This window comes from Micromonospora sp. KC721, from assembly GCF_004348355.1.
In the GTDB taxonomy this organism is placed as follows: domain Bacteria; phylum Actinomycetota; class Actinomycetes; order Mycobacteriales; family Micromonosporaceae; genus Micromonospora.
In genome coordinates this window covers 1-24,162 of sequence record NZ_SMJY01000081.1, presented here as the reverse complement: position 1 = coordinate 24,162, position 24,162 = coordinate 1, and the positions used below count along the sequence as shown (strand labels likewise).

At 68.9% G+C, this 24,162-nt stretch carries 27 protein-coding genes and 1 tRNA gene; 7 read left to right on the top strand and 21 right to left on the bottom strand.

Going from position 1 to position 24,162, the window contains the following annotated elements; translation table 11 throughout:
* Positions 1 to 598: 598 nt before the first annotated feature.
* On the top strand, positions 599 to 1,366 hold the full coding sequence (locus tag E1182_RS15850; protein ID WP_132265647.1) for an HAD family hydrolase: 768 nt from the start codon (positions 599 to 601) through the stop codon (positions 1,364 to 1,366).
* 7 nt (positions 1,367 to 1,373) lie between these two features.
* Here the strand turns inward: E1182_RS15850 and E1182_RS15845 are convergent, their stop codons facing one another.
* The 15 genes from E1182_RS15845 to E1182_RS15775 form a co-directional block, all read right to left on the bottom strand.
* Positions 1,374 to 2,081, bottom strand: coding sequence for an NIPSNAP family protein (locus E1182_RS15845; protein WP_243706235.1), 708 nt, complete (start codon positions 2,079 to 2,081; stop codon positions 1,374 to 1,376).
* 106 nt (positions 2,082 to 2,187) lie between these two features.
* Positions 2,188 to 2,616: an Rrf2 family transcriptional regulator gene (locus E1182_RS15840; protein WP_132265643.1), complete on the bottom strand. Its 429-nt coding sequence runs from the start codon at positions 2,614 to 2,616 to the stop codon at positions 2,188 to 2,190.
* Between the two features lie 1,446 nt (positions 2,617 to 4,062).
* Positions 4,063 to 4,245 carry a hypothetical protein gene (locus E1182_RS15835; RefSeq protein WP_132265641.1) on the bottom strand — a complete coding sequence of 61 codons (183 nt, stop codon included), beginning with the start codon at positions 4,243 to 4,245 and terminating at the stop codon, positions 4,063 to 4,065.
* Between the two features lie 311 nt (positions 4,246 to 4,556).
* Entirely contained in the window at positions 4,557 to 4,928 is a 372-nt protein-coding gene (locus E1182_RS15830) for a hypothetical protein (protein ID WP_132265639.1), read from the bottom strand.
* 113 nt (positions 4,929 to 5,041) lie between these two features.
* A complete protein-coding gene (locus E1182_RS15825; RefSeq protein ID WP_132265637.1) occupies positions 5,042 to 6,997 on the bottom strand; it encodes a DUF3987 domain-containing protein in 1,956 nt (651 codons plus the stop codon).
* Positions 6,998 to 7,034: 37 nt separating this feature from the next.
* Positions 7,035 to 7,328, bottom strand: a complete 294-nt coding sequence (locus E1182_RS15820; RefSeq protein WP_132265635.1) for a hypothetical protein — start codon at positions 7,326 to 7,328, stop codon at positions 7,035 to 7,037.
* Positions 7,325 to 7,615 (bottom strand): DUF4326 domain-containing protein, encoded by a 291-nt coding sequence (locus E1182_RS15815; RefSeq protein WP_132265632.1) that lies wholly within the window; start codon positions 7,613 to 7,615, stop codon positions 7,325 to 7,327. The genes E1182_RS15820 and E1182_RS15815 overlap by 4 nt, the downstream gene beginning before the upstream one ends.
* Complete coding sequence (locus tag E1182_RS15810; RefSeq protein WP_132265630.1) at positions 7,612 to 7,851, bottom strand: hypothetical protein; 240 nt, start codon at positions 7,849 to 7,851, stop codon at positions 7,612 to 7,614. The genes E1182_RS15815 and E1182_RS15810 overlap by 4 nt, the downstream gene beginning before the upstream one ends.
* 147 nt (positions 7,852 to 7,998) lie before the next feature.
* Entirely contained in the window at positions 7,999 to 10,164 is a 2,166-nt protein-coding gene (locus E1182_RS15805) for a cell division protein FtsK (protein ID WP_371687554.1), read from the bottom strand.
* Positions 10,165 to 10,255: 91 nt separating this feature from the next.
* On the bottom strand, positions 10,256 to 10,441 hold the full coding sequence (locus E1182_RS15800; RefSeq protein ID WP_132265628.1) for a hypothetical protein: 186 nt from the start codon (positions 10,439 to 10,441) through the stop codon (positions 10,256 to 10,258).
* Between the two features lie 17 nt (positions 10,442 to 10,458).
* Positions 10,459 to 11,370: an ABC transporter permease gene (locus tag E1182_RS15795; protein WP_132265626.1), complete on the bottom strand. Its 912-nt coding sequence runs from the start codon at positions 11,368 to 11,370 to the stop codon at positions 10,459 to 10,461.
* Positions 11,367 to 12,041 (bottom strand): NUDIX domain-containing protein, encoded by a 675-nt coding sequence (locus E1182_RS15790; protein ID WP_132265624.1) that lies wholly within the window; start codon positions 12,039 to 12,041, stop codon positions 11,367 to 11,369. The genes E1182_RS15795 and E1182_RS15790 overlap by 4 nt, the downstream gene beginning before the upstream one ends.
* Positions 12,038 to 12,364, bottom strand: a complete 327-nt coding sequence (locus E1182_RS15785; protein WP_132265622.1) for a hypothetical protein — start codon at positions 12,362 to 12,364, stop codon at positions 12,038 to 12,040. The genes E1182_RS15790 and E1182_RS15785 overlap by 4 nt, the downstream gene beginning before the upstream one ends.
* A gap of 12 nt (positions 12,365 to 12,376) precedes the next feature.
* Positions 12,377 to 12,619, bottom strand: coding sequence for a DUF6284 family protein (locus E1182_RS15780; RefSeq protein WP_132265620.1), 243 nt, complete (start codon positions 12,617 to 12,619; stop codon positions 12,377 to 12,379).
* A 339-nt stretch (positions 12,620 to 12,958) separates the two neighbouring features.
* On the bottom strand, positions 12,959 to 13,201 hold the full coding sequence (locus E1182_RS15775) for a helix-turn-helix domain-containing protein (protein WP_132265618.1): 243 nt from the start codon (positions 13,199 to 13,201) through the stop codon (positions 12,959 to 12,961).
* Between the two features lie 150 nt (positions 13,202 to 13,351).
* On the opposite strand from E1182_RS15775, the gene E1182_RS15770 reads away from it, so the two are divergent.
* A complete protein-coding gene (locus E1182_RS15770) occupies positions 13,352 to 14,620 on the top strand; it encodes a hypothetical protein (protein ID WP_243706233.1) in 1,269 nt (422 codons plus the stop codon).
* On the opposite strand, the gene E1182_RS15765 is transcribed toward E1182_RS15770, so the two are convergent.
* From E1182_RS15765 to E1182_RS15750, 4 genes are all read right to left on the bottom strand, one after another.
* Positions 14,600 to 15,646 (bottom strand): NAD-dependent epimerase/dehydratase family protein, encoded by a 1,047-nt coding sequence (locus tag E1182_RS15765; protein ID WP_207921410.1) that lies wholly within the window; start codon positions 15,644 to 15,646, stop codon positions 14,600 to 14,602. The genes E1182_RS15770 and E1182_RS15765 overlap by 21 nt on opposite strands.
* Entirely contained in the window at positions 15,643 to 17,610 is a 1,968-nt protein-coding gene (locus E1182_RS15760; RefSeq protein ID WP_132265616.1) for an AAA family ATPase, read from the bottom strand. The genes E1182_RS15765 and E1182_RS15760 overlap by 4 nt, the downstream gene beginning before the upstream one ends.
* Before the next feature lie 70 nt (positions 17,611 to 17,680).
* Positions 17,681 to 19,162, bottom strand: a complete 1,482-nt coding sequence (locus tag E1182_RS15755; protein ID WP_243706232.1) for a tyrosine-type recombinase/integrase — start codon at positions 19,160 to 19,162, stop codon at positions 17,681 to 17,683.
* 68 nt (positions 19,163 to 19,230) lie between these two features.
* Positions 19,231 to 19,303: transfer RNA gene (locus tag E1182_RS15750), tRNA-Arg, on the bottom strand.
* Positions 19,304 to 19,439: 136 nt separating this feature from the next.
* Here E1182_RS15750 and E1182_RS15745 point away from each other — a divergent pair.
* Entirely contained in the window at positions 19,440 to 20,117 is a 678-nt protein-coding gene (locus E1182_RS15745; protein WP_132265612.1) for a hypothetical protein, read from the top strand.
* Position 20,118: 1 nt separating this feature from the next.
* Here E1182_RS15745 and E1182_RS15740 read toward each other — a convergent pair whose 3' ends face one another.
* Positions 20,119 to 21,165, bottom strand: coding sequence for an alpha/beta hydrolase (locus E1182_RS15740; protein WP_132265610.1), 1,047 nt, complete (start codon positions 21,163 to 21,165; stop codon positions 20,119 to 20,121).
* A 147-nt stretch (positions 21,166 to 21,312) separates the two neighbouring features.
* Positions 21,313 to 21,756 (bottom strand): HPF/RaiA family ribosome-associated protein, encoded by a 444-nt coding sequence (locus E1182_RS15735; RefSeq protein ID WP_243706231.1) that lies wholly within the window; start codon positions 21,754 to 21,756, stop codon positions 21,313 to 21,315.
* Positions 21,757 to 22,066: 310 nt separating this feature from the next.
* On the opposite strand from E1182_RS15735, the gene E1182_RS32995 reads away from it, so the two are divergent.
* The 4 genes from E1182_RS32995 to E1182_RS32235 form a co-directional block, all read left to right on the top strand.
* Positions 22,067 to 22,252 (top strand): amidase domain-containing protein, encoded by a 186-nt coding sequence (locus E1182_RS32995; RefSeq protein WP_371687555.1) that lies wholly within the window; start codon positions 22,067 to 22,069, stop codon positions 22,250 to 22,252.
* Between the two features lie 23 nt (positions 22,253 to 22,275).
* On the top strand, positions 22,276 to 22,449 hold the full coding sequence (locus E1182_RS32730; protein ID WP_132265608.1) for an amidase domain-containing protein: 174 nt from the start codon (positions 22,276 to 22,278) through the stop codon (positions 22,447 to 22,449).
* 34 nt (positions 22,450 to 22,483) lie between these two features.
* Entirely contained in the window at positions 22,484 to 22,888 is a 405-nt protein-coding gene (locus E1182_RS15720) for a hypothetical protein (protein WP_132265606.1), read from the top strand.
* Positions 22,889 to 23,293: 405 nt separating this feature from the next.
* Positions 23,294 to 24,162, top strand: an 869-nt coding sequence (locus E1182_RS32235; protein WP_243706230.1) for a single-stranded DNA-binding protein, incomplete at its 3' end; no start/stop codon positions are given.

Genomic DNA, 24,162 nt, shown 5'->3' with positions numbered 1-24,162 from the left:
CCCTCCGCCCGCCCGGCGCCGGCCGGCCGCGTCGCGCGGACGACGACACCCCCCGGGTCGTTCCCGCGACGCGGGTCGGCGGCGGTGCCCGGCCCGGGGCACCGCGGGGCGGCGGCCGCTCCCCACGGCCGCCGCCCCGCCCGCCAGGGTTACCCGTCCGCCGGGTCGGTCCGTCCGCCGGGTCGGTCCGTCCGTCCGCCGGTCCGTCCGCCTCCACGTGCCGCAAACTGCCGTATCCCCGCGATGGATGGCACAACATGCCGCAATCGGCGTGGGCCTGCCGGACCACGTCGAGGGAGCGCTCGACGGCAGCGCGTGGCGGGACGCGCGGCAACGCCCCTGAGACCACTCATGACAGCGGCGTCAGTCCTCGGGCGGCCAGCCGGTGGGGTTGCTGACCGACTCCCGGGAGATCCCCGATCCGGTGTCGGACCAGTCACCGAATCGTTCGGCGTGCAGGTGGGCGAAGAAATAGCACATCTGCTCGCAGCCGGCTAGCTGTTCTCACCGCGAACGCCGCCGGACGACGGTTCCGCCCGGCGGGACGCCGTCGGGCCGACCTCTGCCGTCGTCACCGCGGATGCGGGAGGATGGCGTAATGCTCCGACCGCCTGGCGCGCTTCTGCTGGACTTCGGTGGCGTCCTGGCCGACGCCCCGCCGCAACCACCGGCTCCGCCGGATCTGGTGCACCGACTGTCCGAACTGGTCGCCGGTGCGGTCCCGGCCGAGCGGATCGCCGCGGACCTCGAGGCGGGGGACCGGGCGTACGCCCGCTGGCGCGACGCCGAGGGCAGGTCGGCCGAGCCCGTCGAGCTGTCACACGCCCAGGTGTGGGCGGAGTTCGTGACCCGAAGCTGGCCCCGGGACGCCCGGGAGGCGGTGGAGCGGGAGGCGACGCCGCTGGCGTACGCCTGGAACTGGCGTGCCGGGTGGTCGGTGCGGCCGGGGATCTCCGCGGCCCTGCACGCTGCCGCCGAGGTGGGCCTGCCGATGGCGGTGGTCAGCAACGCGCTCTGCGGTGCGGCGCACCGCGATTTCCTCGCCGCCGCCGGCCTGTCCGGCCTGTTCGCCGCCGAGTTCTACAGCGACGAAGCCGGCCTGCGCAAACCCAATCCGAGGTTGGCGCTGCTAGCGGCTGACGCCATCGGCGTGCCGATCGACCGGTGCTGGTTCGTCGGCGACAGCCTCCACCGTGACATCGCCTGCGCCCGCCGGGCCGGAGCGCAGGCGGCGATCCTGATGCGCTCCCCGCGTACCGACCGGGAGTCCGCCCACGCCGAGGCGGAACCGGACGCGCGAATCGAGGACGGTCACGGCCTGTTGGCCCTGCTCCGGCAGAGCTGGGGCACCGCCGACCGACCGTGACAGCCGCTCACCGCAGCAGCGACCGCTCGGTGGGGGCAAGGCGCAGTCGTTGTGACGTCTCAACCCAGCGTGACAGGGCGGGCAGCACCTCCTCGGACCAGCGTTCCGAATGGTGCAGGCGCTCCAGGTACTCATCGGACCGACCTTCGTCGGCGAACCGCGCGAACCACACGAAGACCTCCTCGCCGGTTCGTACCGGCAGCGCCGGGAAGGTGTTCGCGGAATGGTCCGAATGTAGATACGCCAGTGGCTCACCGCCGCTCTCGGCGAGTAGCGGCCGGACCCGCCGCTCAAAGAACTCGACGAACGCGGTATCGAAGGGGCCGACACCGTGCCAGATCGTGGCGAGTACGAGCGACGGTGCCGACCCCGCCGAGTCGAGGGCTGGCCGGGCGTCGACCGGCGCCGGGAACCCGCCCCGCGCAGAGGCTGGCCGCAGCAGCAGGACATCGTCAGAGTCGACCATTGTCGCGTTCGCCTCGTCGCGATGCGCCTGCCAGACCGGTCCGCCGTAAAAGCTCGCCAGCGCCTCCGCGCGGCGCGGCATGTCGTCGAAACCCCGGAGCCACACGAACCGGTCGGGGTCGTCGAGGTCGCGGAACTGCCCCAGGACGGTCATGCCTGCCGCCTCCTGGGGCTCGACGAACTCCCGGTCGAACAGGTCGATCAGCACGTCGCGCTGCCCCGGATGCAGGGTGTACTGCCGTAGTTCCACCACCGGACACCGTACGGTTCCCACAGATGCTCCTCGCTGTCTGGTGTAACAATTCTAGTTACAGTAATGGCCGCGCTGCGGTGGCGTCAGCCACCGCAGCGCACAACTACCTCATCAAGCTCTCGCGAAGCACGTCGGCAATGGACGTGGTCGCCAGTTCCTGCTGCATGGCCTGCTCGACCCGGACGTAGACCGCGCTCAGGGCGGGCCGGATGCCCCGGCCGACCGGACACTTCAGGTTGGGCTCGGTGTGGTGCAGACCGAACGGCGGCTCCGCTGCTACCGCGTCGTACACCTGGCGCAGGGTGATCTCCTCGGGCGGGCGGGCCAGGCTCCAGCCGGCGCCGGCACCGTGACGAACCGTTACCAGCCCGGCTCGCCGCAGGTCTCCGAGGCTACGTCGGATGATCACGGGGTTGGTGTTGACGCTGGCGGCGATCTGGTCCGAGGTCAGCACCTCCTGACCACGTCGCTGCGCCAGCGCGAGCCACGCCAGTGCATGCGTCGCGATCGTCAACCGACTGTTCGCCGCCATCACCCCTCCTTGTCGTGACATCTTGTGTTACAGCCGGAGGATGGTCAAGACCCTGGCGCGGGATGCGGGTCGAGCTGCCGACCTAGTTCTCGGGCTCGCCGGGTCGGACATCGACTTCGACGCCGGCACCCTGACTGTTCGGCACACCTCCAGCGTGCCGAGGGCAGGTTGCAGATCGTGGCACCCAAGACGGAGCGGTCCCGGCGGGCTGTTCCGGTGCCGGCGCAGACTCTCGTCCTCCTTCCGCGCGCACCGTCGGCAGCAAGCCGCGGGCCGGTTGACGGCGGGGGAGCGGTGGCAGGATCACGTTCGGTGCCTCGCCCCAGACCGTGATGAAGGTGCTGGGCACAGACAGATCGGGCTGACGATGAATACCCACGCGCACGGCCTGCCGGCGATCGAGCGGGCGGCCGTGGACGACGCCGCCAAGCACCTCTTCGGGTGACTTGGCTGTACGAATGGCTGTACGGGAGCCGTGATGATCGCTAGGACCGGGAGCGGAAAGCCGCTGACCTGCGGTAACGGTGGTGCGCCCGGCAGGATTCGAACCTGCGGCCTTGGGATTAGAAGTGGCATTCACGTGCCGATCCCTGGCTTCACCAGCTTCTCTGGCTGCACAAACTCTTACTCCGGCCATCCCTGGTTTCTCTATTGGCCGGCATTTCGCGCCACGAATAGCTCCACGGCCGGCCAGGGAGATGGATCCGAGATGCGGCGTGGTGTGGTGACCGTCTGTAATCTCCCGCCCGAAGGTAACTGATGTGGTTGAAACTTTCTGTACCTCCTCAAGGCGGCCCTGAACGGGCCGCACACGCCGCCGCCAGGGCGCGCGTCCGTCGCTCCGCTGGCGCTCCGACTCCGGCCACGCAACCCGCCCGGCGGCAGGCGCGGAAAGCGGGAAGCCCGGTGGGCCGCCACAGACGGTAGCGCCGAGTGTGGGTCAAGGTTTGCGGGCCGGCAGCCGGCCGGGGCGCGCGGTCGTCGCACCGCCGCGCCGGAGGGCGGGTTGCCGCCGGCCGTGGTGGGGATGCGGCGCGGAGGATGCGGGGCCGCCCCTTCGACCTCAAGGGCGCTTCGCGTCGCTACGCGGGCCCTGCGGGCCGCCCTTGACCTCGGAGCCTCTGCGACCCCACGGGCCGGCGTTGCCGGCAGGCGGGGGCCTGCCCGAGTGCACGCGCCGCATCCCCACCACGGCCTCCGACGCACTCACGCCATCATCCGCGCCGAACGCACTGCCAAGTAGTTCTTGATGGGGGCGGATCAGAGAGACCTTGACCAAGTCAGAGGACTACTGGAAGCCATCCAGAGTTCCTTGGTTGATTCTGGCGGTCCTAGTAGCGCGTGTCACGGCGCAAAAGTAGAGTGCAACGCAGTAACTTGGTAGGTGTAGTTACGGATGAAGTGGGGGAGAGGAACGCCGCTGGCAGCGACGCCCCTCTCCAGGTCCTACAGCTTGCTATCCGCCCGACAGCAGATGTCAGCAAGCCGCAGGGTGAGGGCGAGGAGTTGCGCCAGCCCGGCCGGCTCCTCGTCGCCCATCATCACCAACACAACAGCGATGACATCGCAGACACTGGCCAGTCGTTCGAGGACGCGGACACGCTCTCCCTCTTCGGGTGACTCGGGCATCATTCTCCCTTGCTCGGCGACCGCCTACGGGAACCCGCAGGGGTCGACCGCCATCCGGGGACGCCCAGGGCCGCCGCCGAGGAAGAGCGATGTCGAACCACACCAACGAGAAGAATAAGGCGTCGAGCCGACAAACCCCCTCCCGCCACGCCACGCAATGAGGACGTTGTCGGCAACCTGAGTGACTATCTGGGTGACGACGGCGACGGACGCTGCCGGACCAGCTAGTACGGCAGCGTCCTGCGCTAGCCGTTAGAAGCGCCTCCACCGCAGCTCATCAGCCCTAGATCGTTCCTTTCGGGACGAGGAGGTCAGCCCTGGCCGGTCGTCTCGTTGAAGTGCCTGAAGCGCTGGTCAATTCCGATGCAGGCAACAACGGCAGACAGGTCGTCGGTGAAGAAGAGTTGGAAGTGGTAGTTCGGGTCTTTGCCCTCGACCCAGCCCAGGCGCACAGGCTGATCCGTCGCGTCATGCAGGCGTTCGACGCCTCGACCGAAGCCGAGCGTGGCAATCCCATGCTGTCGGCAGTGCCGCTCCCGGCGGTCGTAGATGCGGGCGTAGTGGCTTGCTGGCAGGGCACCAGCCGCGATGGTGAAGTTCGCGCCACGATCGAGCGCGTCTCGGCACAGCGCGTCGGGGTTGCCCTTGCCCGTCAGTAAAACGATCAGCCGATGCCGGTCCACGCGGAAGACAGTAGCTGGGCCACGCCGAGCGACGGCGCTGGTTTAAATGGTGAGAATGGCAGAAACCCCGACCGCGCGGGGTTTCTGCCATTGCGGCCATTTAGGCCAGTGGGTCACGCGGGTCTGCGGCCTGTCGTCGCGGGTAGGGCGTGGATGGTGTCGGCGCTCTGGTGCACGTCTGGGTGGACGAGGAACGCGGGCGACGGGGGCCGTCCGGCGCCGGTGCGGGCCGGTGGGTCGAGTTGGCGCACGTATCCGTGGATTTCCAGTAGGGACAGGACGGGGTCGAGCTCGGCGGCGGTGGGGATTTGGCTGCGGACGGCTCGGTACAGCTCCTTCTTGGTGAAGGTAGTGGAGTCGGTGCGTTCGATCCAGGCGAGTACGTGTCGGGCGTACCGAGTGCTCTTGTCGGCGCCCATGTCGTCGAACGCGGCTAGGGCGTGAGCGGCGAAGTATTCGCCGAGTAGGGCGGCCCGCTCAACAGTCTCAGCCGTGACCGGCTTGCCCCAGCCGTCGCGCAGATGCTCGGCGAGGTGGATTAGCCCGGCGATGCGGACCACTGCGCCGGTGTACTTGCTGCCCCAGTCCACGATATGTCCCCACGGGCCGCCGGGGGCGAGGCGTGGCTCAACGGCCCGTTCGATGTCCATCACTCGATCGTTGGCGTCGGGGGTGAGGGGGAGTACAGCGGGGTCGGTCCATTCGGCGAGGCTGGCGACCAGGGCACCGAGGTTGGCGGCGTAGGCGGTGGCGATGGGTTCGGGTACCGGGTCGGCGCCGATCTTTCGTCGTCCCACGGTGTTTTCGGGCAGGCTGAACAGGATGCGGGCCAGGAGGCCCTTGCCGCGGAAGCCGGGCATGTCGGCGATGTCGCGTAGTACGTCGGGTTGTACGGCTAGGCCGAGGGTGAGGGCGGGGTGTTCGACGTGTTCGGGGGCGCGGGAGCGGCGGTTGACGCGCAGCATGTCTCCGGCGTGGCCCTTGAGGAAGACCTCAAGGTTGGGGGTGCCGGAGTAGCGGCCGGCGATGGTGGCGAAGATGCCGCCTTCGGGGGAGAGGACGGCGAGGCGTCCGCCTTGCTCGGCGAGCAGTGAGGCGGCTTCCTCGCTGGTGACGTCGTCGGCGACCAGCTGCGGTAGGACGGGGACGGTTACGGCGTCGGCGTTCATCGCGGCGGCGGTCGCTTCAGCGAGCAGCGTGTCTCGGCCGGACGCGTCGGCGTTCGCGGCGGCGATGGCGGCTTTCTCCGCCGCTTTGCCGGCGACGCGTGCGGCCAACTCGGCTTCCACAATCGCCGGTTTGGTGCGCTCGACAAGCGTTTTCTCAGCGGCGAGCAGCGGGCCGGTCATCGCGGCGAACACAGCTGATTTGCGGGAGCCGGGCGGTAGGACGACGACGGTGAACAGGTTCGTGGGTTCCCGCCACGAGCCGCGTACCTCCACTTCGGCGCGGCCCCCGGCGGCGGTGGACAGGGCGGCGAGGGCGATGCAGCCGGCCAGGTCGACCGGGGTTTGGGTGAACTCGGCGACGGCGTAAACGTGCTCGGCGACCCAATCGGGCAGCACGTAGGCCGGAAATTCGGGAAGGTGTCGGCGGTCGCCGAGCGGGATCAGCGGCGCCCACTGGGTGGCGGTGGCGGCGTGGTCGAGCATCGCCCGGCCGGTGGCGAGGATGTCGGTGACGTCGGCGCCCTGGTCGGCTTTCTCGGCGAAGTAGGCGCCGAGGTCGGCGACCTGGCGCCGGCAGGCGTGGTCGGCGACGATCCGCGCGTAGTGGCCCGCGTTCGCCGTGGTCGGTACGGCGGCGATCAGGGTGTGCAGGTACGGGGCACCGCCGACCTTGGTCAAGTCACCGGTTGCGGCGAGTCGAGCGGCCAGGGCGATCGGGTCGACCGGTTCCCCGGCGGCGTGCATCGCGCAGAGCGTTTCCCACAACCGGCCGTGCGCGGGCCGGTGGAAGTCGGCCGGGGTAAGCGTCGAGGCGAGGTCGGCGACGACGGACGGGTTGAGCAGCGCAGCGCCGATCACGGCCTGCTCGGCGGCATGGTCATGCGCGGGCGGTCGGGTCACGATGGCGTACTCCTGTCGTGAGGCGGGAAAAGGCAAGTCAGGCGGCGGCGCGGCCGGGGCGCGGCCGGCGAACCGCGGCGGCGCGGGTCACCACGTTGCGCAAACCGGCGAGCAGGGTGCCGAGCTGGCGGCGCGCGGCCGGGTCGACGTCGGCCAGGGCGACGCGTACGCGGATCTCGGCGTGCTCTCTGCCGCTGGCGGTGCGCACGCGCACGAGGACGGCGCGGGCGTGGCCGGGCAGGTCGACCACGATCTCTTGCGAGCGGTGTTCGCCGAGGTTGCAGCGGTGGTCTCGTCCGCACCACGAGGTGTGGTCGTTGCGGCGGGTCATTGGGCCACCTCGTTGGCGATGCGCAGCAGTTCGTCGGCGTGGCAGGGCTGGTCGAGCGGGCACCAGCATGCGAGGGTCTTGCCGGCCAGCTCGGCGCGGACGGCGTCGGCGTACTCCGGGTGGTCGGCGACCCACAGGCGGAACAGGTGGACAGCGCCGGCCCTGCTCTCAGTGGTGCGGTCCTGGCCGAAGCGGTTGCCCCAGCGGGTAGGGCGGCCGACGTAGATGGCACCAGCGGGCATCCGCCACCCGGCTGTGCGGCGGCGCTGGATACGTCGGGCGGTCACTGGTGACCTGCCCGGTACTCGGCGCGGATGTAGTCGATGAGGCGGCGGCCGAGGCGGACGCGGATGCCGGTGCCGTCGCAGCGGCGGCAGTCGCGGCGGGTGCCAATCGCGGTGCGGTGGTAGCGCCGGCCGTGGCAGCGGCGGCAGCGCCCCCACGGCGAGGCCGCACACACGGCCAGGTAACACAATGCGTAACCAAGGATGGCGAGGCTAGCGAGCAGGGCGATGGTGGTCACGAAACGCCTCCACGAGCCGTTTTGAGGGTGCGGAGGGCTGGCGCCGCTAGTTGTTAGGGCGCTGGCCATGTATCGGATGGGTTGCTAGCGGGGGTGCTAGGTCTAGCGGGGGGTGCCGCTAGACCTAGCACCGGCTCGCTGTCCGGGTTAGGCGGCTTTGTCTCCGCGTCGCTTGTTACGCTCCGCGACTGCGTCCGTGATGTCGGCGCGTTCGATGCCGCGCCGGTTGGCGCCCTTGCCTGTGACGGGGTCGGTGCCCCATACCTGCCCGGTGGTGATGCCGTAGGGCTTGAGCGCGGCGGTCAACTGGTCGCGGGTGAGGTCGCCGTACGCCTCGGGGTTGAGGTCGGCCAGGCGCTCGGTGAGCGTCTCGGCCCACACCTTCGGCTCCGTCGCCGGGACGACGGTGAGGATGTCGTCAAGCAGGGTGTCTCGTCGGGCCGCCGGGGTCGGGGTGGTCTGCCCGATGGCGTGGCCGGTCAGCGTCCCAGCCGCCTCGCGTAGGGCGCGTGCCCGGTCGGTGATCTTCTCGGCAGTAGGGCCGTCGACGTAGAAGGTGCGCACGATCTGGGCGTCGTCGGCGGCGCCGACGAGGTAGCCGACGCCCTTGTCTTTCTTGGCGAACATGGTCGCCCGGATGCCGTTCTTGTACGCGCTGGTGCCGAGGATCATGTCGTTCTCGATCTGGCCCATGACTCGCAGGCAGAACCGCGTACCCGCGTTCGCGCTGACTCCGGTCGGCAGGCTCTTGGCGTCCGGCCGCTGCGTGGCCACGACCAGGATCACGCCGAGGGCGCGGCCCAGCTTGATGACCTTCTCGGCCAGTTCCCCGGCTTCCTTGCCGAACTCCGGATGCGAGAACAGTTCCTGCACCTCGTCCAGGGCGACGACGAGCCAGTGCAGGCCCAGCTTCTTGCGGCGGGCCAGTTCCGGGGTGACCTTGTTGTCCGGGCACACGGTCTTGGGGAGGCCCTTGATGACGGCGGCGCGGCGCTGGCATTCCTTGCGCAGCTCCCGCAGCGCCAACAGCCCTTCTTCGGCGGTGTCGTCGTCCTGCCCGGAGGCGTAGCGGGCGGACACCTTTTCGAGGGGGTCGAGGCCGCCGGTGCCCTTGAAGTCGAAGCACCAGAGCTCCGCGTAGGGGTCTAGGGAGGCGGCGAGCATGGGCACTTGGGTGGCGGCGGTCTTGCCGTAGCCGGGAATCGAGCCGATGAGCAGGTTGGTGTAGGGCATCTCGATGGAGATGATCCGGCCGCGTGGGTCGGTGCCGAACGGCACCGGCCGCCCCAGATCGAACGCTCCGGACGCCTTGAGTAGCGGCCACGGCTTGGGCGGGGTGGCGGCCATGTCCTGATCGCCCACCCAGAGCAGCAGCCGGCCCGGGTGCACCTCCGGTTGCCCTTCGGGCCAGACGCAGCCGAGGGGGCGGGTGAGGCCGGCGGCGAGCCGGTCCCGGCGCTCGATCACATCCCCAGCGGTCACGCCCGGGGGCAGATCGATGTCGGCCCGCCAGCCGGGGCCGTCGCGGGTGATCGGGGCCGTAAACGCGATCGCCTTGCCGCCTTGCTTGGCGATGGCCTGGGTGATGCCGGCGATGCCGAGCACGGCCAGGGCGCGCACCACCACATCCGAGGTGAGCCGGGCCACGCGCGGGACTATGACGGCGGTGTCCAACAGGGGCTTGTCGGCCGGCTGCCCTGCGAGGCCGCACAGGGTGACCAGTAGAGCGGGTAGCGCCCACTGCGCCCAGCTCGGCGCCCACAGCATCGCCACCCCGCCGGCCAGGGACAGGGAGAGGGTGAAGGTGGCGACGATGCCCCGCCACCGAACGCGGCGGTCACGCTGCCGCGACAGCTTCAAATACAGCTCACCATCACGAGTCTGCGAGGTGGACTGCCGAAGCTGCTCGCCTTCCCAGTCGAACACCCACCGGGCCGCGCCCGAGGTGAGTCGCCACGCCCCGGCCGGGGCACGCAACGCCACCTTGCCGACGTACTTCGGCAGCCGGGTGAGGTGGTAGGCGGTGGTGTGCAGCAGATGCCCCACCGCCCACCGCATCATGTCGCGCAGCTCGGCGCGGGAGCGCAGCCAGGCTGGCAGAATCGGGCGACGCTGCCCGGTGCGGACGGCGTCGAGGGTGAGCCGCGGCGGGCGCTGCGCGGCGGGCGAGTCGACCAGCACCGGCCCGCCGTCGTCGGCGTCGACGTTGCGGGCGGCGCGGGCGGCGTCCAGGTCGACCACCTCAGCGTCCGGGGTGTTCAGGTCGCGTTCGGCGGCGTGCCAGTCGAAACGGTCATCGTTCGGGGGGTTCATGATGGGAGTTCCTCCAACGGTCGGGAGATCGGAAGGGGGCCGGCGGCACGGCACGGTTTCTCAGGCCATGGGGCCGTGCCGCCGGGCAGGGCTAACGGGTGCGGCAGGTGCCGTTGCAGGTCGGGCAGCGGTCGAGGATGAGTCCGCCCCAGCAGGAGCAGTTGCGGGCGGTGTGCTTCGGGTCGTTCCAGCGCGGGCAGTTGCGCTTGACCGTGCCGGTGGCGTTGCAGGTCGGACAGCCGTTCTCCTGGTACTGCCAGGTCTGCTTCTTGGGCATGAGGGTTTCCTCTCGGGTTAGTTGTGCGAGCGGACGAGGTGGGCCAGGGCGGCGCCCATGCCGAGCACCGCAACCGGCAGGCACGCGACGGCGGTGGTGATCCACCACGGGGCCGAGGTGACCCCGGCGGCGACGAGTAGGTGGTAGGCGACCTGGCCGAGCGCGCCGACCAGCAGCGAGCCGAGGGCGGACCACTTGGCGAAGCGCAGCGCCGGGGCGGGCACCCGGCCGGACAGCCACACGTACAGCGCGTACGCGCCGTACGTCTCCACCCCGATCGGCAGGGTGATCGCGGTGTTGATGGAGAACCCGTCGGCGATGCCGGGCAGCGGGTGAACGATGCCGAATCCGGTGAGTCCGCCGAGTCCGACCCACCCGGACCAGATCGCCACGAACGCCGGCAACGCCAGCAGCACCACCGGCCACACCACCGCCGGGCGGGACGGCTTGACCGGTGCGGGCGGGGTCGGCGTGCCCGGGTGACTGACCGTGCTGACCTCGGCCGGCGGGTCGGCCGGCGTGATCTCTGGTCCGGGGGCCGGGTTCGGCACGGCCGGCGGCGCGGACTCGGGCACGAGCGGGGTCGGCAGCGGGTTTGGGCCGATCGGTTCGGCGTAGTCCCACGGGTCCGTCGTCGGCTCGTCGTCGGCCGCGTGGTCGACGTCGGCGGGGTGCAGCTCGACCCGCTCGACCGACGAACCTCGGGCAAGCAGGTGCCCGCGCATCCGGTCGGTCCGGGCCTGCCGCTCGGCCTCGTCGCGCAGCCGCGCCAGCAGTTCGCCCGCCTTCGGGGCACCGATCCGGTAGGTCTGCATCAGCTTGTTGCGGCTGGGCAGCTCACCCAACTCGGCGGCGAGCTTGCGGGCGGCCGGCAGCAACTCGTCGACGGGCTGCGGGTACTTGGTGCCGTTGATGGTGGGGGCGGTCATCGGGTCACCTCGTCCAGGTTGTCGGCGAGCAAGTCACGGTGGGCGGGGAACACCTGGCCGTCGTAGGCGTCGGCGAGGTAGTCGGCGAGTACGTCGTAGTCGTCGGCGGGCAGCCACAGCGCCCGGCGGGCGTCGTCCGCCCCGATCACGGGTGGAAAGTCGTCGCGGCGGTGGTAGCCGATCCAGGTGCGGGCAAGGACGGTGACCATCCATGCCTCATCCGAGGCGCGGGGGTCGGGCACGTAGCGCGGGGCGGACAGCTTCCACCGGGCGCCGGGAAGGCTCAGCCCGGTTTCCTCGGCCAGCTCCCGCACGGCGGCCGTAGCCGGCGTCTCGCCGGGGTCGACGTAGCCGCCGGGCAGCGCCCACCCGTGGCCGTCGCCGCGCTCAACCATCACGATCCAGCGGTGCCGGTTGTCATCCCACAGCGACACCAGCGCGTCAGCGCAGACCTGCTCGCCCCAGTGCCCGAGCTTGTTGCGGCCGTAGCGGATACCGGTCGGGGCGTACGGGTTGACCGGCCGACCGTCGACCAACGGGAACGGGATCGCAGCGGCGGCCCGCCGGGTGGTCCAGTCGATCGCGGTGGGGTCCATTTCCGGATCGGCCCACGACGCCCCGGCGGCGATGCCGTCCAGGACGCTCGGGTCGGTGTAGGTGCGGGGGGTCATGCGGCCACCTCCGGCAAAAACTCGGCCGGCGTGTCGGTGGTCGGTTCGCAGCAGTGCAGCCGTACCCGGATACCGCGCCAGGTGCCGTACACGTTGGTGAGCACCATCGGCACGTCGTCACCGCGGTAGGGCTGGCTGTGCCACTGCTCGGTGGGCAGGCGCATGTACCGCGCCCAACGGCGCAGCTCGGCGTGCGTCGCCAACCGCAGCTCAAGCCCGTATCCGTCGGACGCCTCCACCTTCTGCGGCAGCGGCAGAGCGTGACGGGCCATCGCGTCGGCGACGGTGAACAGGACAACGGGGATGCTCGGCGGGGTCGTCATCGTGGCCACCACCTACGCGGCCCGGTCGGACGACGGTCGGGCGGCCAGCAGAGCGCGGGCCTGCCGCATCACCTGCCGCTGCGCTCGGCGCACCCGCTGCCAATCCAGGTCGGACGGGGCGGGTTCGGCGCACAGGATCGCGATCTGCGCGTCCAACAGCAGCACTTCCGCCTCGATTAGCGGCATCTCGTGTTCGATCGCGGCCAGGTCGGCAGCGGTCGGCCCCGATACGGGGAAGTCCTCGATGCAGGCCACTTCATGTCCTTTCAGTGTTCAGCGCTTCCGGTTGAAGCGCTTCCATGTTGCGCAACAAGGTAGCGATACGCGGCTCTGTTGCGCAAGGGGGTAGCGGTATGTTGGTGCGATGAGTGACGCGCGAGATGTGCTCTCAGCAGCGACGAAGCGGTACCAGCGGACCGAGGCGGCTCATGACGCCGCACGTGAGGCTGTGGTGGCGGCTGTCCTTGCCGCCCTCCGGGAGGGTGTCGGCCCGACGGAGGTTGAACGCTTGTCGCCGTTCAGCGGTGCGTACATCCGCAAGCTGGCGCGTGAGAATGACATCCCACCCGCACCGCCAGGGCCGAAGCGTGCGGGCTAGCTGGCGGTACGCAGCGCGTAGTTGCCCGCGTCGACCAAGCCGTTAGCCAGCGCGGACGCCTCCATGTCGTCGATTGCGCGGGCGGGAATCACGAAGCGCCCCCGAACCTTGATGGCCGGGAACTGGCCGGCGTGAATGGCTCGGTACAGCGTCACCTCTGACATGCCGAGGATTACTGCGGTGTCCGCCACGGATCGGAAGCGGGGATGTTCCTGGGTGCGGGCGAGGGGTTCAGCCACGGGACTCTCCTCAGTAGTCTGACGTTGGCGCGTTCCTGTTGGCTCGCTGGCACCCAGTGAAGTCGAAGACGGAGGGTGCGCCCAGGCAAAGCCGGTGCAACGGTGCGCAATCCGATGCAACGCGGGGCGCGGAGGACCACGATGGCGACAGTGGATCAGTGGACGGGACGTCGTGCCTGTGCGCTGCAAGCCGCTGCCGGCATGACGAACGAGCGGTTCGCAGGGTGGTTGGGCATCGCGGTCAGGACCGTCGCGTACTGGCACAGCCGGCCGGAAACGGTGCCCGGCAACGCGAACCAAGAGCTGCTGAACGCTGCATTTGACCGGCTCTCGGATGCGGTGAGGTCGCGTTTTCTCCAGAGTGTCAGCGACGCTGAAAAAGATCGGGGAAGCGTTAGCAGCGGCACCGTTGTTGGTGATGTCGTGAGTGATGCTGCTGACGCAATCGCTAATGACTCGCTGCTGTCGAGTATCGGGGTTCCGCACGATTCAATCGAGGCGTTGCAGCAGGACATGGCGCTACTGTCCCGGTCCGGCGGAATGGCTGCCTTCGACATGTTTTCAGCCGCTCGGCGGCTGCGTGATGAAGCGCGAGCGCTGGCTGAGCGGACGCGGCGGCCGGGAGACCTGGCCGACCTGTTCGTAGTCATCGGCCAGGGCACGTCGCTCATGGCCTCCACCGCCTTCGACCTCGGGCACTGGAACGAGTCGGCGGCGCTGGCCAGGGCAGCGACCCAGTACGCGGACCTTGCCGGCCACGCGTCATTGAAAGCTTGGACGTACGGCCTGCAAATGACGCTGGCGAACTGGCGCAACGAGCCGGATGCCGCCCTGAGCTATTTCTCACGAGCGATGCGGGCTGCCCCTGAGGGCGAGCCCAAGTTGCGGCTGCGCCACATCGCATCTCGCTCCCATGCCCTACTCGATGATCCTGAGTCGGTGGCGGCTGTCCTGCAAGCGGCCCAACGAGACAGGGAAGCGGCAGAGGGGCGGCCCGACGAGCTGGCTACGTCGACCGGCGGTGAGTTCGCATTCGGAGACGCACGTGCCGCGGCGTGCGCTGCCGCTGCATGGCTCGACCTTCGCAACGGCGACCAAGCCGCGAGGTACGCCCGTGATGCGCTGCGGGTCTATGAAGCCCTTCCGGCGGCGCGGCGGCCGTACTCGCAGATCAACGGAACGCACATCGACGTCGCCGCCGCTCACCTCCACATGCGGGACAAGGACGGCGCTGCCGAAGCGCTGCGTACCGTTTTGGACCTGCCCTCGCACAAGCGCAATGTCTCGCTGACCGGCCGGCTGGCCCGGATAGAACGCCTGCTGAACGAGGCACCGTGGAGCGGCGACGCCGACGCACAGCAGCTCGCCGAGCGCATCTCCGTGTGGCTGTCGGAGACCTCAGCTCGACCGCTCGCCTGAGCGGCGCCAGGCGGCCAGTACCTGCGCTTCCTTCTCCGGGCTGATGCCAATCTCAGCGGCGCGATCGTGGTTGCTGACCTCACCGCTGTCGACCAACCACCGCCAGGTGTCCCGCACGGTCAGGGCGAGGGGCCGGGTATGGAGTCCGGCAGCTTGAGCGGCAGTCGTATCGACGCGCCACACGCCGTCGAAGGTGCGCCAGAGCGGCAGTTCGGACCACTGCCGGACGCCCTGCCCGAGCAGGAAGTGATCCGGCACCCACGTGAAGGAGGCATCGGCTCGCGTCGAGTGCGCGCAGTCCGCGAGCAGTTCGCCGAAGGTCGCGCTGCCTACCGGGGCACAGACGTTGAACGCGCCGGATGTCTCGTCAGAGATGGTGCGCAGAGCGAACGAGGCCAGGTCGCGTACGTCGACCGGCTGAATGGCCCGCTCGGGGAAGCCTGGTGCCAGCACCTCCCCACCTGCGGCCACCCGGCGTAGCCACCAGGGCAGGCGGCCGACGTACTCACGCGGGCCGAGCACGACGCCGGGCCGCAAGATCGTCGTCCGGTCCGCTCCGAACGCGGCCACTGCCGCCGCCTCACTGCCGGCTTTCTGGTAGCCGTACTGGGTCGGACCGTCCTCGGTGTCGGTGCCGTAGTCCGGGCCGGCGTCCGGCGGGCAGTAAAGCACGTCGGATCGCTCGCTCAGCGGTTTGACCGGCCAGTCCCGGTACACGCTGACGGTCGACATGAAGACGTAGCGGCCCACCTTGGGAGCGAGGGCACTGGCTACGTCGAGAGTATTCCTCGGCACGTATCCCGAAGTATCAATGACCGCGTCCCAGTGACCGGCGGCGGCGAGAGCGACGATGTCTGTAGGACGAGTCCTATCGCCTCGTAATGGCCGGGCAGAAGGGTGAAAGCCGGCTGAAGTGCCGCGGTTGAAGACTGTCACATCCCACCCTGCTTCGAGCGCAGCGGAAACGACAGCATGACCGACGAACCACGAGCCGCCTAACACTAGCAGCTTAATAGCGCCGGTCATCTATATCCCTTCGGGCCAAGAAGTGTCAAGACGTTGCCGTGCAGCTTGGTAAGGGTCTCCACTGCGCCGGGAGCCAAATTTTCCCTCGAAATCGTGCGCACCAGGCGACTTGCGACGATTGTCTTGCCAGGGGCGCGTAAGCCATTCCTCTTAAACCAATCCGAGAGGCGCTTGGATATGGTTCCACTTCCGGCTATCTCCGTTGCCGTGGGATGGGCGCCTGTATGTCCCGAGTCTGACAATATCTCGTTGACAGAGCTCAAGTACGCTGATTCGGTGACGAAATCCTCTACAGCGAATTGCTCGGGCAATTGCAGGACGTGGTTTTCTGGTACGCCGGACCCTATGAGCTTCGAACGCAAGGTCTGCCCGCCCTGGTCTCCATCAACGAGGTAGGCGACTCTGCCAGCGATGTCTTCCGGTGCCAACTCCTCCAGCCTGGACACAGATAGCCCCGGGACAATCTGATAATCCAAGCGCTGCATGCCTGTGGCAATTCGGATCATCTTCGGCAGAAGAATCATTTCCGTTGGACCCTCGCAGAGGACGGCCCTGCGGCATAGCGAGAAGGCCGCTGCGCCAGCCCCCATGGCAAAGAGTATGGGTGAGTAGCCGGGGATGTTGCTATCCCAAAAGTTGCTTCGAATTTTACTTTCGGGGGCGTGCCGCACAGGCTCGACGAATCGAATTCCTGTTCCGAGATCAGTCGGCAGGCAGGCTGGCGAGTGTGTCGTAATTAGGACTTGCTCTGCAAAGTTCTGGGTCTCCAGAACGTTGATCAAGTCCGCTTGAGCGTCAATGTGCAGGTGTGTCTCTGCCTCGTCGATCAAAAGAATTGGCGGGAATGCGGTCGGCGTGACGGTGAGGAAGCAGCTAAGTGCGACGAATGAGCGGAGGCCGTCGCTGCGCTCGCCAAAGGAGCTGAATGTTCCGTAATCATCGGCTTCCTCGACGAACACCTCAAGGGTTGTTCCGTCGATGTCTACATGCACTTTCAGGTGTTCTTGTCGCCAGCTGCCAGTAAAGTGACTATCTATTTGCCGATTCACCCTGTTGAGAAGTGTCCGCAATCCTGCTCTGTTCTTTCCTGAAATGAATTCCCAGATTTCTGAGACGCTCGTGTCGCCTACTTGCAGGAGGTTTCGTAGGGCTGCGGGTGGTGCTTTACGTAGATTCTCAACTCCTAAGTCGTATGTCGCTTCAAGATTCCGGTCATCGTTGGTGAAGGGCACAAAGTCGGGTGAGCGTTCCCAGAGAATCTTCGCCATTTGTTCCATTGGGTCGGTCTTCAAGCGCTCTTCGAGTGCTGAGAGTTCACGCACGAGCTTGCTTGCGGCACTCCTGCGCCGTTTGAGCAAATTCGCGTTCTGGCTGGACTGGACTTGCGTCGCTGCGGTGCTGTCAGGAAAAGCATCCTCAATCATTTTAATCATGTCGACGATCGCCGCTCGATTTGAATCCCGCTCCGTCGGGCTAAAGGCGCGAAGCCGATCGATCATCTCCGCCAGACGGTGGCTCAGGGAACTGATTGAGTCGGCGTTCGATGGATGATCTTTCGCAAGAAGTTCTCGGAACTGGGCGGCGGCGCGAGTGGCGTCTAATGTTGAAGGCTGAGAAAACTGGATCTTGTCGGGGAATGTTCGCATCAGCCTGCCGCCAGCCGTTCGAGATACGACAAATGATCTCGGAGGATTGCTGCATTCGATGTGCGCTATCGCCTGAAGATCCTCTGGTGCGAGGGTGAAGATGGCCCGCACGGCTTCTGTTTCGTCTGCGATACTCGCGCCCCGACTCCGTTCGCCCGGCTTAAGAGCCCGACGCTGAAGGAGCCACGTCAGTCCGGTAAGGATGCTGCTCTTGCCAGCCTCGTTGGGTCCGACGAAGGCGATCAGCTTGCCATCTACATTGCACTTAGCGTCCCTTAGCCGCTTGTAGCCGTTGAACTCGATCTTCGTAAGCCGCATCGCCTCTCCGAGCCTCGTCGTGCAGTGAGCACAGCAGATCCTGCCACCTGCTGCCCTTATGCAACACCCATTAGTTGACCAGAGATCTGCGGCCTCGCGCAGTCACCACTAGGCCCTCATCTCTGAGTTGCTGGACGGCTCGGTGGGCTGTGCCTATGGACACTTTGTGCATATTCGCCAGCTCCACGACCGCAGGGAGTGGGTCACCCTGCTTGAATCGTCCTGCACAGATTTGCCTGCGCAGCTCGTCTGCGACCCGTTGGCACGAACTTGCCGCTTGGGTTGTGGGCATGGAGGCGAGGGGACGAGGCGGCATCCGAGCCGCCAGCGTTCCAGCGGCCCGCTGGTCAGACTCCGACAGCCAGGCGGCGTACACCCTGAGCGTCGTTGTTCCACCGCCACCGTGCCCAAGCCGGCCGGCGACGGTTCGCACGTCGACACCCGCGTTGATCAGCTCAGTTGCCGAGTAGTGGCGCAGGGCGTGAATGTGGGTGTCGATGCCGAGCCGGGTGGCGAGCCGGCCGTACCGCTGGGTGATGGTGTCGGGCCGGTAACCACGACTGTTGTCCGGCTCGGGGGAGAAGACGTAGTCGGCAGGGTCGGCGTCAGCGTCGAGCTGCGCCAGGCGGTCGAGGTACCGGCCGTGCAGCTCGCGCAGCACTTCGATCGTCTCCGAGTCGAGCGCCACCCGTCGCTGCTGATGCGTCTTGGTGTCCTTCTCCCGCAGTTCGCCGTGTTCGTCCAGGTAGGCGCTGCGCCGCAGCGTCAGCACACCGGCGGCCAGGTCGAGATGGTGCCAGCGCAGCGCGCACAGCTCGCCTCGCCGGGCGCCGGTGGTCATGGCGAGCCAAACCAGCGCTCCCCAGTCCGGGTCACGCCACGCCTCGTTGATGATGCGCGCGGCGTCTGCCGGGTTCGGTGGCTGCGGGTCGGGGTGCGGCGGCGCGGGTGGCTCGGCCTGCCCGGCGGGGTTGACGGCGATCCACCGCCACCGGACCGCACGGCTGAGCGCACCACTGAGGATCCAGTGAATCTGGCGTACAGACGACGCGCTGAGCGGCTTGCAGACATGCGGTCGGCACTTCGTCGTGCAGGCGTGCTCGCCCTCCACGCGGTGCTTCACGTACGCCTTGCCGCCGCACCAGTCCCGGCAGCGGCGCAGGCTCGCGTAGAACGACTCCAACGTCTCGGCGTCGAGTCGGCCGACCGGCAGCTTGCCCAGCACCGGCCGGACGTGCTTGTTGAGCTTGTTCACGTAGCCCATGCGCGTGGTGGCCTCGATGTCGGCCACCTCAAGCCACCGGTCTAGGAGTTGGTCGAGCGTGGCGCGGGTGCGCGGGTTGCGCCGCTCGTCGACCTGGGCCAGCAACCGGGTGCGTGCCTTCTCGGCTTCCTTGGCGGCGGTGCGGCCGGCGGGGATGACCTCAGTCAGGTAGTGCCGCTTCCCGCTGATCGGGTCGACGCCGGCATAGACCTTCACGCGCAGTGACCCGCTGGGCAGGGTTTCGATCTCGCCGCGCTGGCGCTTGGTGCGTCCGTTCGAGGCTGCCACGGGGCCACCGTAGCTCGCTCGCACCACGAATAGCCCCACGCGGGCGGGTCAGCCGAGAGAAGTGCCTGTGCGCCCGGCAGGATTCGAACCTGCGGCCTTGGGATTAGAAGTCCCCTGCTCTATCCGCTGAGCTACGGGCGCGCAACATGCATGTCGCGCCAAGAGGGTACCGCCGCCCTCCGAGCCCGCGCGGGAATGGGTGGTGGTCGGCGTCGCGCACCACCGTCGTCGCGGTCACCAGCCCTGCGAGCCGAATACACCCCGTACCCTCGGGGCCGTGCTGCTGGAACCGGACGCCGAGAACGAGGTCGCCTACGAGTTGTGTCAGCTTCTCGGGCGGGCGATCCTGCCGCTGCGGCCGACCGGGGACGGCCCACCCGGCACGGCGTTCTTCTTCCAGCATCCGACCGGGGAGTTCCTGCTCACCGCCGACGCCCTGACGTACCCGCAGGCCGTCGAGGTCGGTCTGCGGCCGAGCGTGACCGAGCCGCCCGGGGTGGCCGCTGACGCGCTGCTGCTGCCGGCCGGGGGGTGGGCGCACCGGCCCGGCATCGGGGTGGCGGCGCTGCCCACCGGCGGGCTGCACGAGCGGGCGGCGACCGAGGGCTGGCGCTGGCGTACCCAACCGGTGCCGGCCGTGGTCGCGGCCGACGCCGGCGACGTGGCCCGGATCGGCGCGGAGCCCGTTTCGGCCGTGCTGCTGGCGCTCGGAGTCCGCGATGACGGGTCCCGGCCGCTGGAGGTGGCGGTCGAGCGGGCGGTCCGCGCGGGCGACGGGCTGCGCCTGACCGGTGCGCTGCCGCTCGGGTACGTCGGGGCACCGGTCTTCGCGGTCCGACCCGACGCGGCCGGAGAAATGGGGCTGCGCTGCCTGGGTGTGGTGCTGCCCGGCGAGGACGGGCATCCGCTGGCCACCTTCGACCAGATCGTGGCGGAGCTGCCGGCGAGGGACTGACTCAGCCGGCCGGGGCCGGCTCGCCTTCGTCGGCCGGCGACCGGCCGCCCGGCAGCACGATCCGGGTCGGGGCGGGGTCGGTGGGGCCGGCCTCCGTCGGGCCCGCGCCGAGAAACGCCTCGGCCCACTGCCCGACCTCGGCGAAGACCTTCTCGCGTACGGCAGGGCCGGAGAGTGTCAGATCGTGCATGCCGCCGTCGAAACGGGCCAGGGTGACGTGCCGGCCGAGTCGGGGCGCCCAGCGGACCATGTGTTCCACGTCCAGCACGGCGTCGGCCAGCATCGCCGACTCGTGCCAGCGGAGACCTTTGAAGCTGCGGGTCGAGCAGGCCAGCAGCACCGGCACCGGAATGTCCAGCCCGGCCCGCAGCTGCCGCTGGGCGGTACGGATCGCGTTCAACCAGCCGAGCCGTACCGGGAACCCGCCGAGCGGCTTCCAGGCCAGGTCGTACGTCCAGGTGCCCCGATGCGCGGCGTGCAGGCTCTCGCCGTACACCGTTCGCAGGCCCAGGGGAAGGACCCGGTGCGGTGCGCGGCGGCCCAGCCGGCAGGCGGCGGCCGCGAGGGGGCCACGGAGCAGCCAGGGGACGTTGAGGTCGAAGAAGGGACTGTTGAGGACCAGCCCGTCGACCAGCCCGGCGTCGCGTCGGGCGTGTGCCCAGAGCGAGACGATCAGCCCGCCGGTGGAGTGGCCCATGACCAGCAGCGTGTCGTGGCCGTCGTCCGCCCGGGCGATCTTGGCGGCGGCGTTCAGCTCCGGGAAGTAGTCGCTCAGGTCGCGGCAGAAGTTCGGGGTCTGGTGCGGCAACAGGCTGCGGCCGTACTTGCGCAGGTCGAGGGCGTAGAAGTCCCAGCCGCGCGCGGCGAAGAAGTCGGCCACGTGGGTCTGGAAGAAGTAGTCGACGTACCCGTGCACGTAGAGCACCGCCCGGCCGGTGGGGCGTTCGGCGCGGCGTCGCACCAGGGTGGCGACCACCGCGCCCTCGTCGTCGGTGCCCAGGTCGATTGTCTGCCGCTCGTACGGCGGCCCCAGCACGTCCTGTTCCACTCAGCCGACGGTACGCCCGCAAGCTACTCGGCGGTAGCCCAGGTCCGACCCGCCCGGACCGTCGCGCCGACCCCCGTTCATCCCTTGACGCCCCTGACGGCTGGGCATGTCGGTCGCCGGGTGAGCGGGGGGCCGGGGGCGGACCGGTCAGGCCGTCTCGGCGTCGATCCGGGTGGGCTCGGTGTCGGCGGGGGCCCGGGACAGGTCGGCCTCGGCGGCCTGCTCCGGCACGGTCCGGCCCATCTCCCGGACGTGCTTGTTGTTGCGGGGCTCCTGCCGGGTCTTGGTGTCGTTCAGCCGGCGGCGCAGGTCGTCACGGACGTCGTTGAGCGCCGCGCGGAGATCCTCCTCACCGGAGGTGGTGACGATCTTCTGCCAGCCGGCGATCCAGCACTCCAGGGTGACCTTCTGTCCGCGCGTCTCCCGGTCCTTCACCGACACCTCCAACTCGGTGGCGTCGGCGTGGAACGTGGCCAGTCGCGCGTCCAGGGTCGCGAACTGCGCCACGATCCAGTCGCGGTCGCTCTGCGAGAAGCCGGCGCCGACGCGCAGGCACTCGGCGACGGTCGCCGGGTTCGTCGCCGCGCTCATCGCCGTCCCTCCCGCCGGTCACGGACGGAGCCGGTGGTACGCGGGTCGAGAGTCATCGTCGCTGACCTTTCTCATCGGATCCGGCACCTGAGGCACCCGATCGACGTGCCGTGCCGGCCGGGTCGGGATCGACCGGCCAGCTCTGGTTGATCAACTCCTTACCCCGTCGGCGTCCACTCCACTCCGGCGACCGCACGTCGATTCCTGCCGCCGGCCGTACCGTCGCCAGGTCCGGTCGGCCCCGGCCCCGTCAGGTTTCGCCGAATTCGCTGCGCTACAGGCGGCCAGCGCGTTGCCGATCACGAGTGATGTGACCGGCGTCGGTGGGGACTGCGCGAACTTCGCCAGCCAGGCGTTGCGGGCAGGTGGGTGGAGCGATGACTCGGTTGGTGCCGCAGTGCCGAGAACTGGTGGTACAACTCGTCGAACGAGACCTGGTCATGGATCAACGTCAACTAATGGGCGAGCTTCGCCTACACTCACAGCCGTCGCGTAACCAGCCTCGGCAGCGTCTGGAACATGGGCATCGGCGACGTACTGCAGGTCGACGGCACCAGGGACGGCAGTAAGGATCACACGATGATGGTGTGGTACGTCAGCGGCGGAACACCGTACCTGACGTACGACACGAGCAATCGGTACCGCCGGTCCATGAACCAGGTGTTGGCTGACTGGGGCAACGCGAATTACTAGCGGGACGTACATGACACGAAGTGTTGGCCGGACGGTGGCGAGGATCCTTGCGTTGGCTCTCCTCGCCGCCGTCTTCGGCGCGTGCAGCGGTCCGGACGAGTCGTCGAGTCCGGACCCGGCGACCCTTCGCGGCTACGCGGAGGAGTACGTGTCGCTGCTGCAGGCGAAGGACGAACCGGGGTTGCGCCAGCACCTGGGTAACGAAGCCCATCCGGGGGACGCGGCCAAGCGGCTCGCGGCGTACGGAGGCGCGGGCTGGGTGCTGTCCGACGCGTCGTGGACCTCGCTGGCTCCGCGGGTCTACGCGCTGTCGATGGTGGTCAGCGGCCCGGCCGACCGCACGACCTGGCGCTACAACGTGGAGTGGACCGGCGAACGCTGGATCATGGCGCCGCTCGACAGTCCGCCCACCGGAGCCGCCACCGCCCGTCCGGAGTGAGGAAGCGGTCGACGTTGGCCATCGCCACGCCGAGGTGCGGGCAGGGGTGGAAGGCGGCCCCTGTCATCGTCGACGGTGTCGGCATGCCACAGCGCTTCCATCGGTCGTCGACCGGCTGACGCGACGATCCTGAGGGCCCGACCGGGTCGAGGGTCATGCAGGCAAGGCACCGCAGCGCCGCGATACGCGCGCCGGTAGCCAGCTCCGCGCGTGCCCAACCTTCTGCTGCCTGCACCGCCGACGTCGACGCCGGCTAGCACACCGGGCACTTGATCAGGTTCTTGTCCACAGGCGGTCCGGTTGTCCACAGCTTCGCCGTCGGCCCCTACGTGGCCCGGCCGGTCCCGTCAGGCTGGCTTCCGAGTCGACTCGCCACGGCAGGCCCTGAACCCCTGGGAGGGGACGATGTTCGATACCTACGTCACAATCGTCGGCAATGTGCTGACCGCACCCGAGTGGCGTCGTACGACGCAGAGCAACACCCTGGTCGCCAACTTCAAGGTCGCCTCGACCGCCCGCCGCCTGGACAGGGACAGCGGCCGGTGGGTGGACGGCAACAGCCTACGCGTCCGGGTCAACTGCTGGCGCAAGCTCGCCGAGGGAGTGGCCGCCTCGGTGATGGTCGGTGACCCGGTGGTGGTGGCGGGCCGCCTCTACACCCGCGACTGGACCGACGAGGCCGGCAACCACCGCACCCTCTACGAGTTGGAGGCGGTCGCGGTCGGGCACGACCTGTCCCGGGGGCGGGCCCGCTTCCTGCGCAACCGGCCGGCCATGGCGACCAGCACCGTCGAGGACGACGAGGCTGTCGCCCGGGTGCACGGCGAGCCGACCGAGCCGGTGCCGCCCGGGCAGGCCCCGACCTCCCTGGGGGACCGGCCGGTCGAGGAGGACTTCTCCGGCTTTCCCACGCCCCGCTCGGGCTATCAGCCGGCCAGCCTGCGGCTGCCGGGCGGTGGCTCCGAACTGGCCGATGGTGACCGTGAGCTGCCGGGTGGCGGTGAGCTGGCCGGCCGGGGTGGCGATCCGTTGGCCGGTGAGCTCGGGATGCCCGTCGGTGACCTGCCCCGACGCGTCCCGGGAGCGGCCAGGCCGGACCTGTCCGGAGCTGGGGTCGAGGAGCCGTCCGGTGCCGCGGGCGAGCGTTTCGGCGACGACGAACTCGCCCCGGAGCCGGGTGGCGAGCCGGACGACGACGAGACCGGCGGTGGGGTTGGCGAGCTGGATTCGGTGCCGGATGAGACCTCCGTCACTTCGCCCGGGCGGGGTCGTCG

Coding starts and splice junctions, on each gene's coding strand:
- E1182_RS15850 (WP_132265647.1), top strand. CDS start 599: ATGCTCCGACCGCCTGGCGCGCTTCTGCTGGACTTCGGTGGCGTCCTG.
- E1182_RS15840 (WP_132265643.1), bottom strand. CDS start 2,616: ATGGCGGCGAACAGTCGGTTGACGATCGCGACGCATGCACTGGCGTGG.
- E1182_RS15835 (WP_132265641.1), bottom strand. CDS start 4,245: ATGCCCGAGTCACCCGAAGAGGGAGAGCGTGTCCGCGTCCTCGAACGA.
- E1182_RS15820 (WP_132265635.1), bottom strand. CDS start 7,328: ATGACCCGCCGCAACGACCACACCTCGTGGTGCGGACGAGACCACCGC.
- E1182_RS15805 (WP_371687554.1), bottom strand. CDS start 10,164: ATGAACCCCCCGAACGATGACCGTTTCGACTGGCACGCCGCCGAACGC.
- E1182_RS15800 (WP_132265628.1), bottom strand. CDS start 10,441: ATGCCCAAGAAGCAGACCTGGCAGTACCAGGAGAACGGCTGTCCGACC.
- E1182_RS15795 (WP_132265626.1), bottom strand. CDS start 11,370: ATGACCGCCCCCACCATCAACGGCACCAAGTACCCGCAGCCCGTCGAC.
- E1182_RS15790 (WP_132265624.1), bottom strand. CDS start 12,041: ATGACCCCCCGCACCTACACCGACCCGAGCGTCCTGGACGGCATCGCC.
- E1182_RS15785 (WP_132265622.1), bottom strand. CDS start 12,364: ATGACGACCCCGCCGAGCATCCCCGTTGTCCTGTTCACCGTCGCCGAC.
- E1182_RS15765 (WP_207921410.1), bottom strand. CDS start 15,646: ATGACCGGCGCTATTAAGCTGCTAGTGTTAGGCGGCTCGTGGTTCGTC.
- E1182_RS15760 (WP_132265616.1), bottom strand. CDS start 17,610: ATGCGGCTTACGAAGATCGAGTTCAACGGCTACAAGCGGCTAAGGGAC.
- E1182_RS15735 (WP_243706231.1), bottom strand. CDS start 21,756: ATGAGCGCGGCGACGAACCCGGCGACCGTCGCCGAGTGCCTGCGCGTC.
- E1182_RS32730 (WP_132265608.1), top strand. CDS start 22,276: ATGGGCATCGGCGACGTACTGCAGGTCGACGGCACCAGGGACGGCAGT.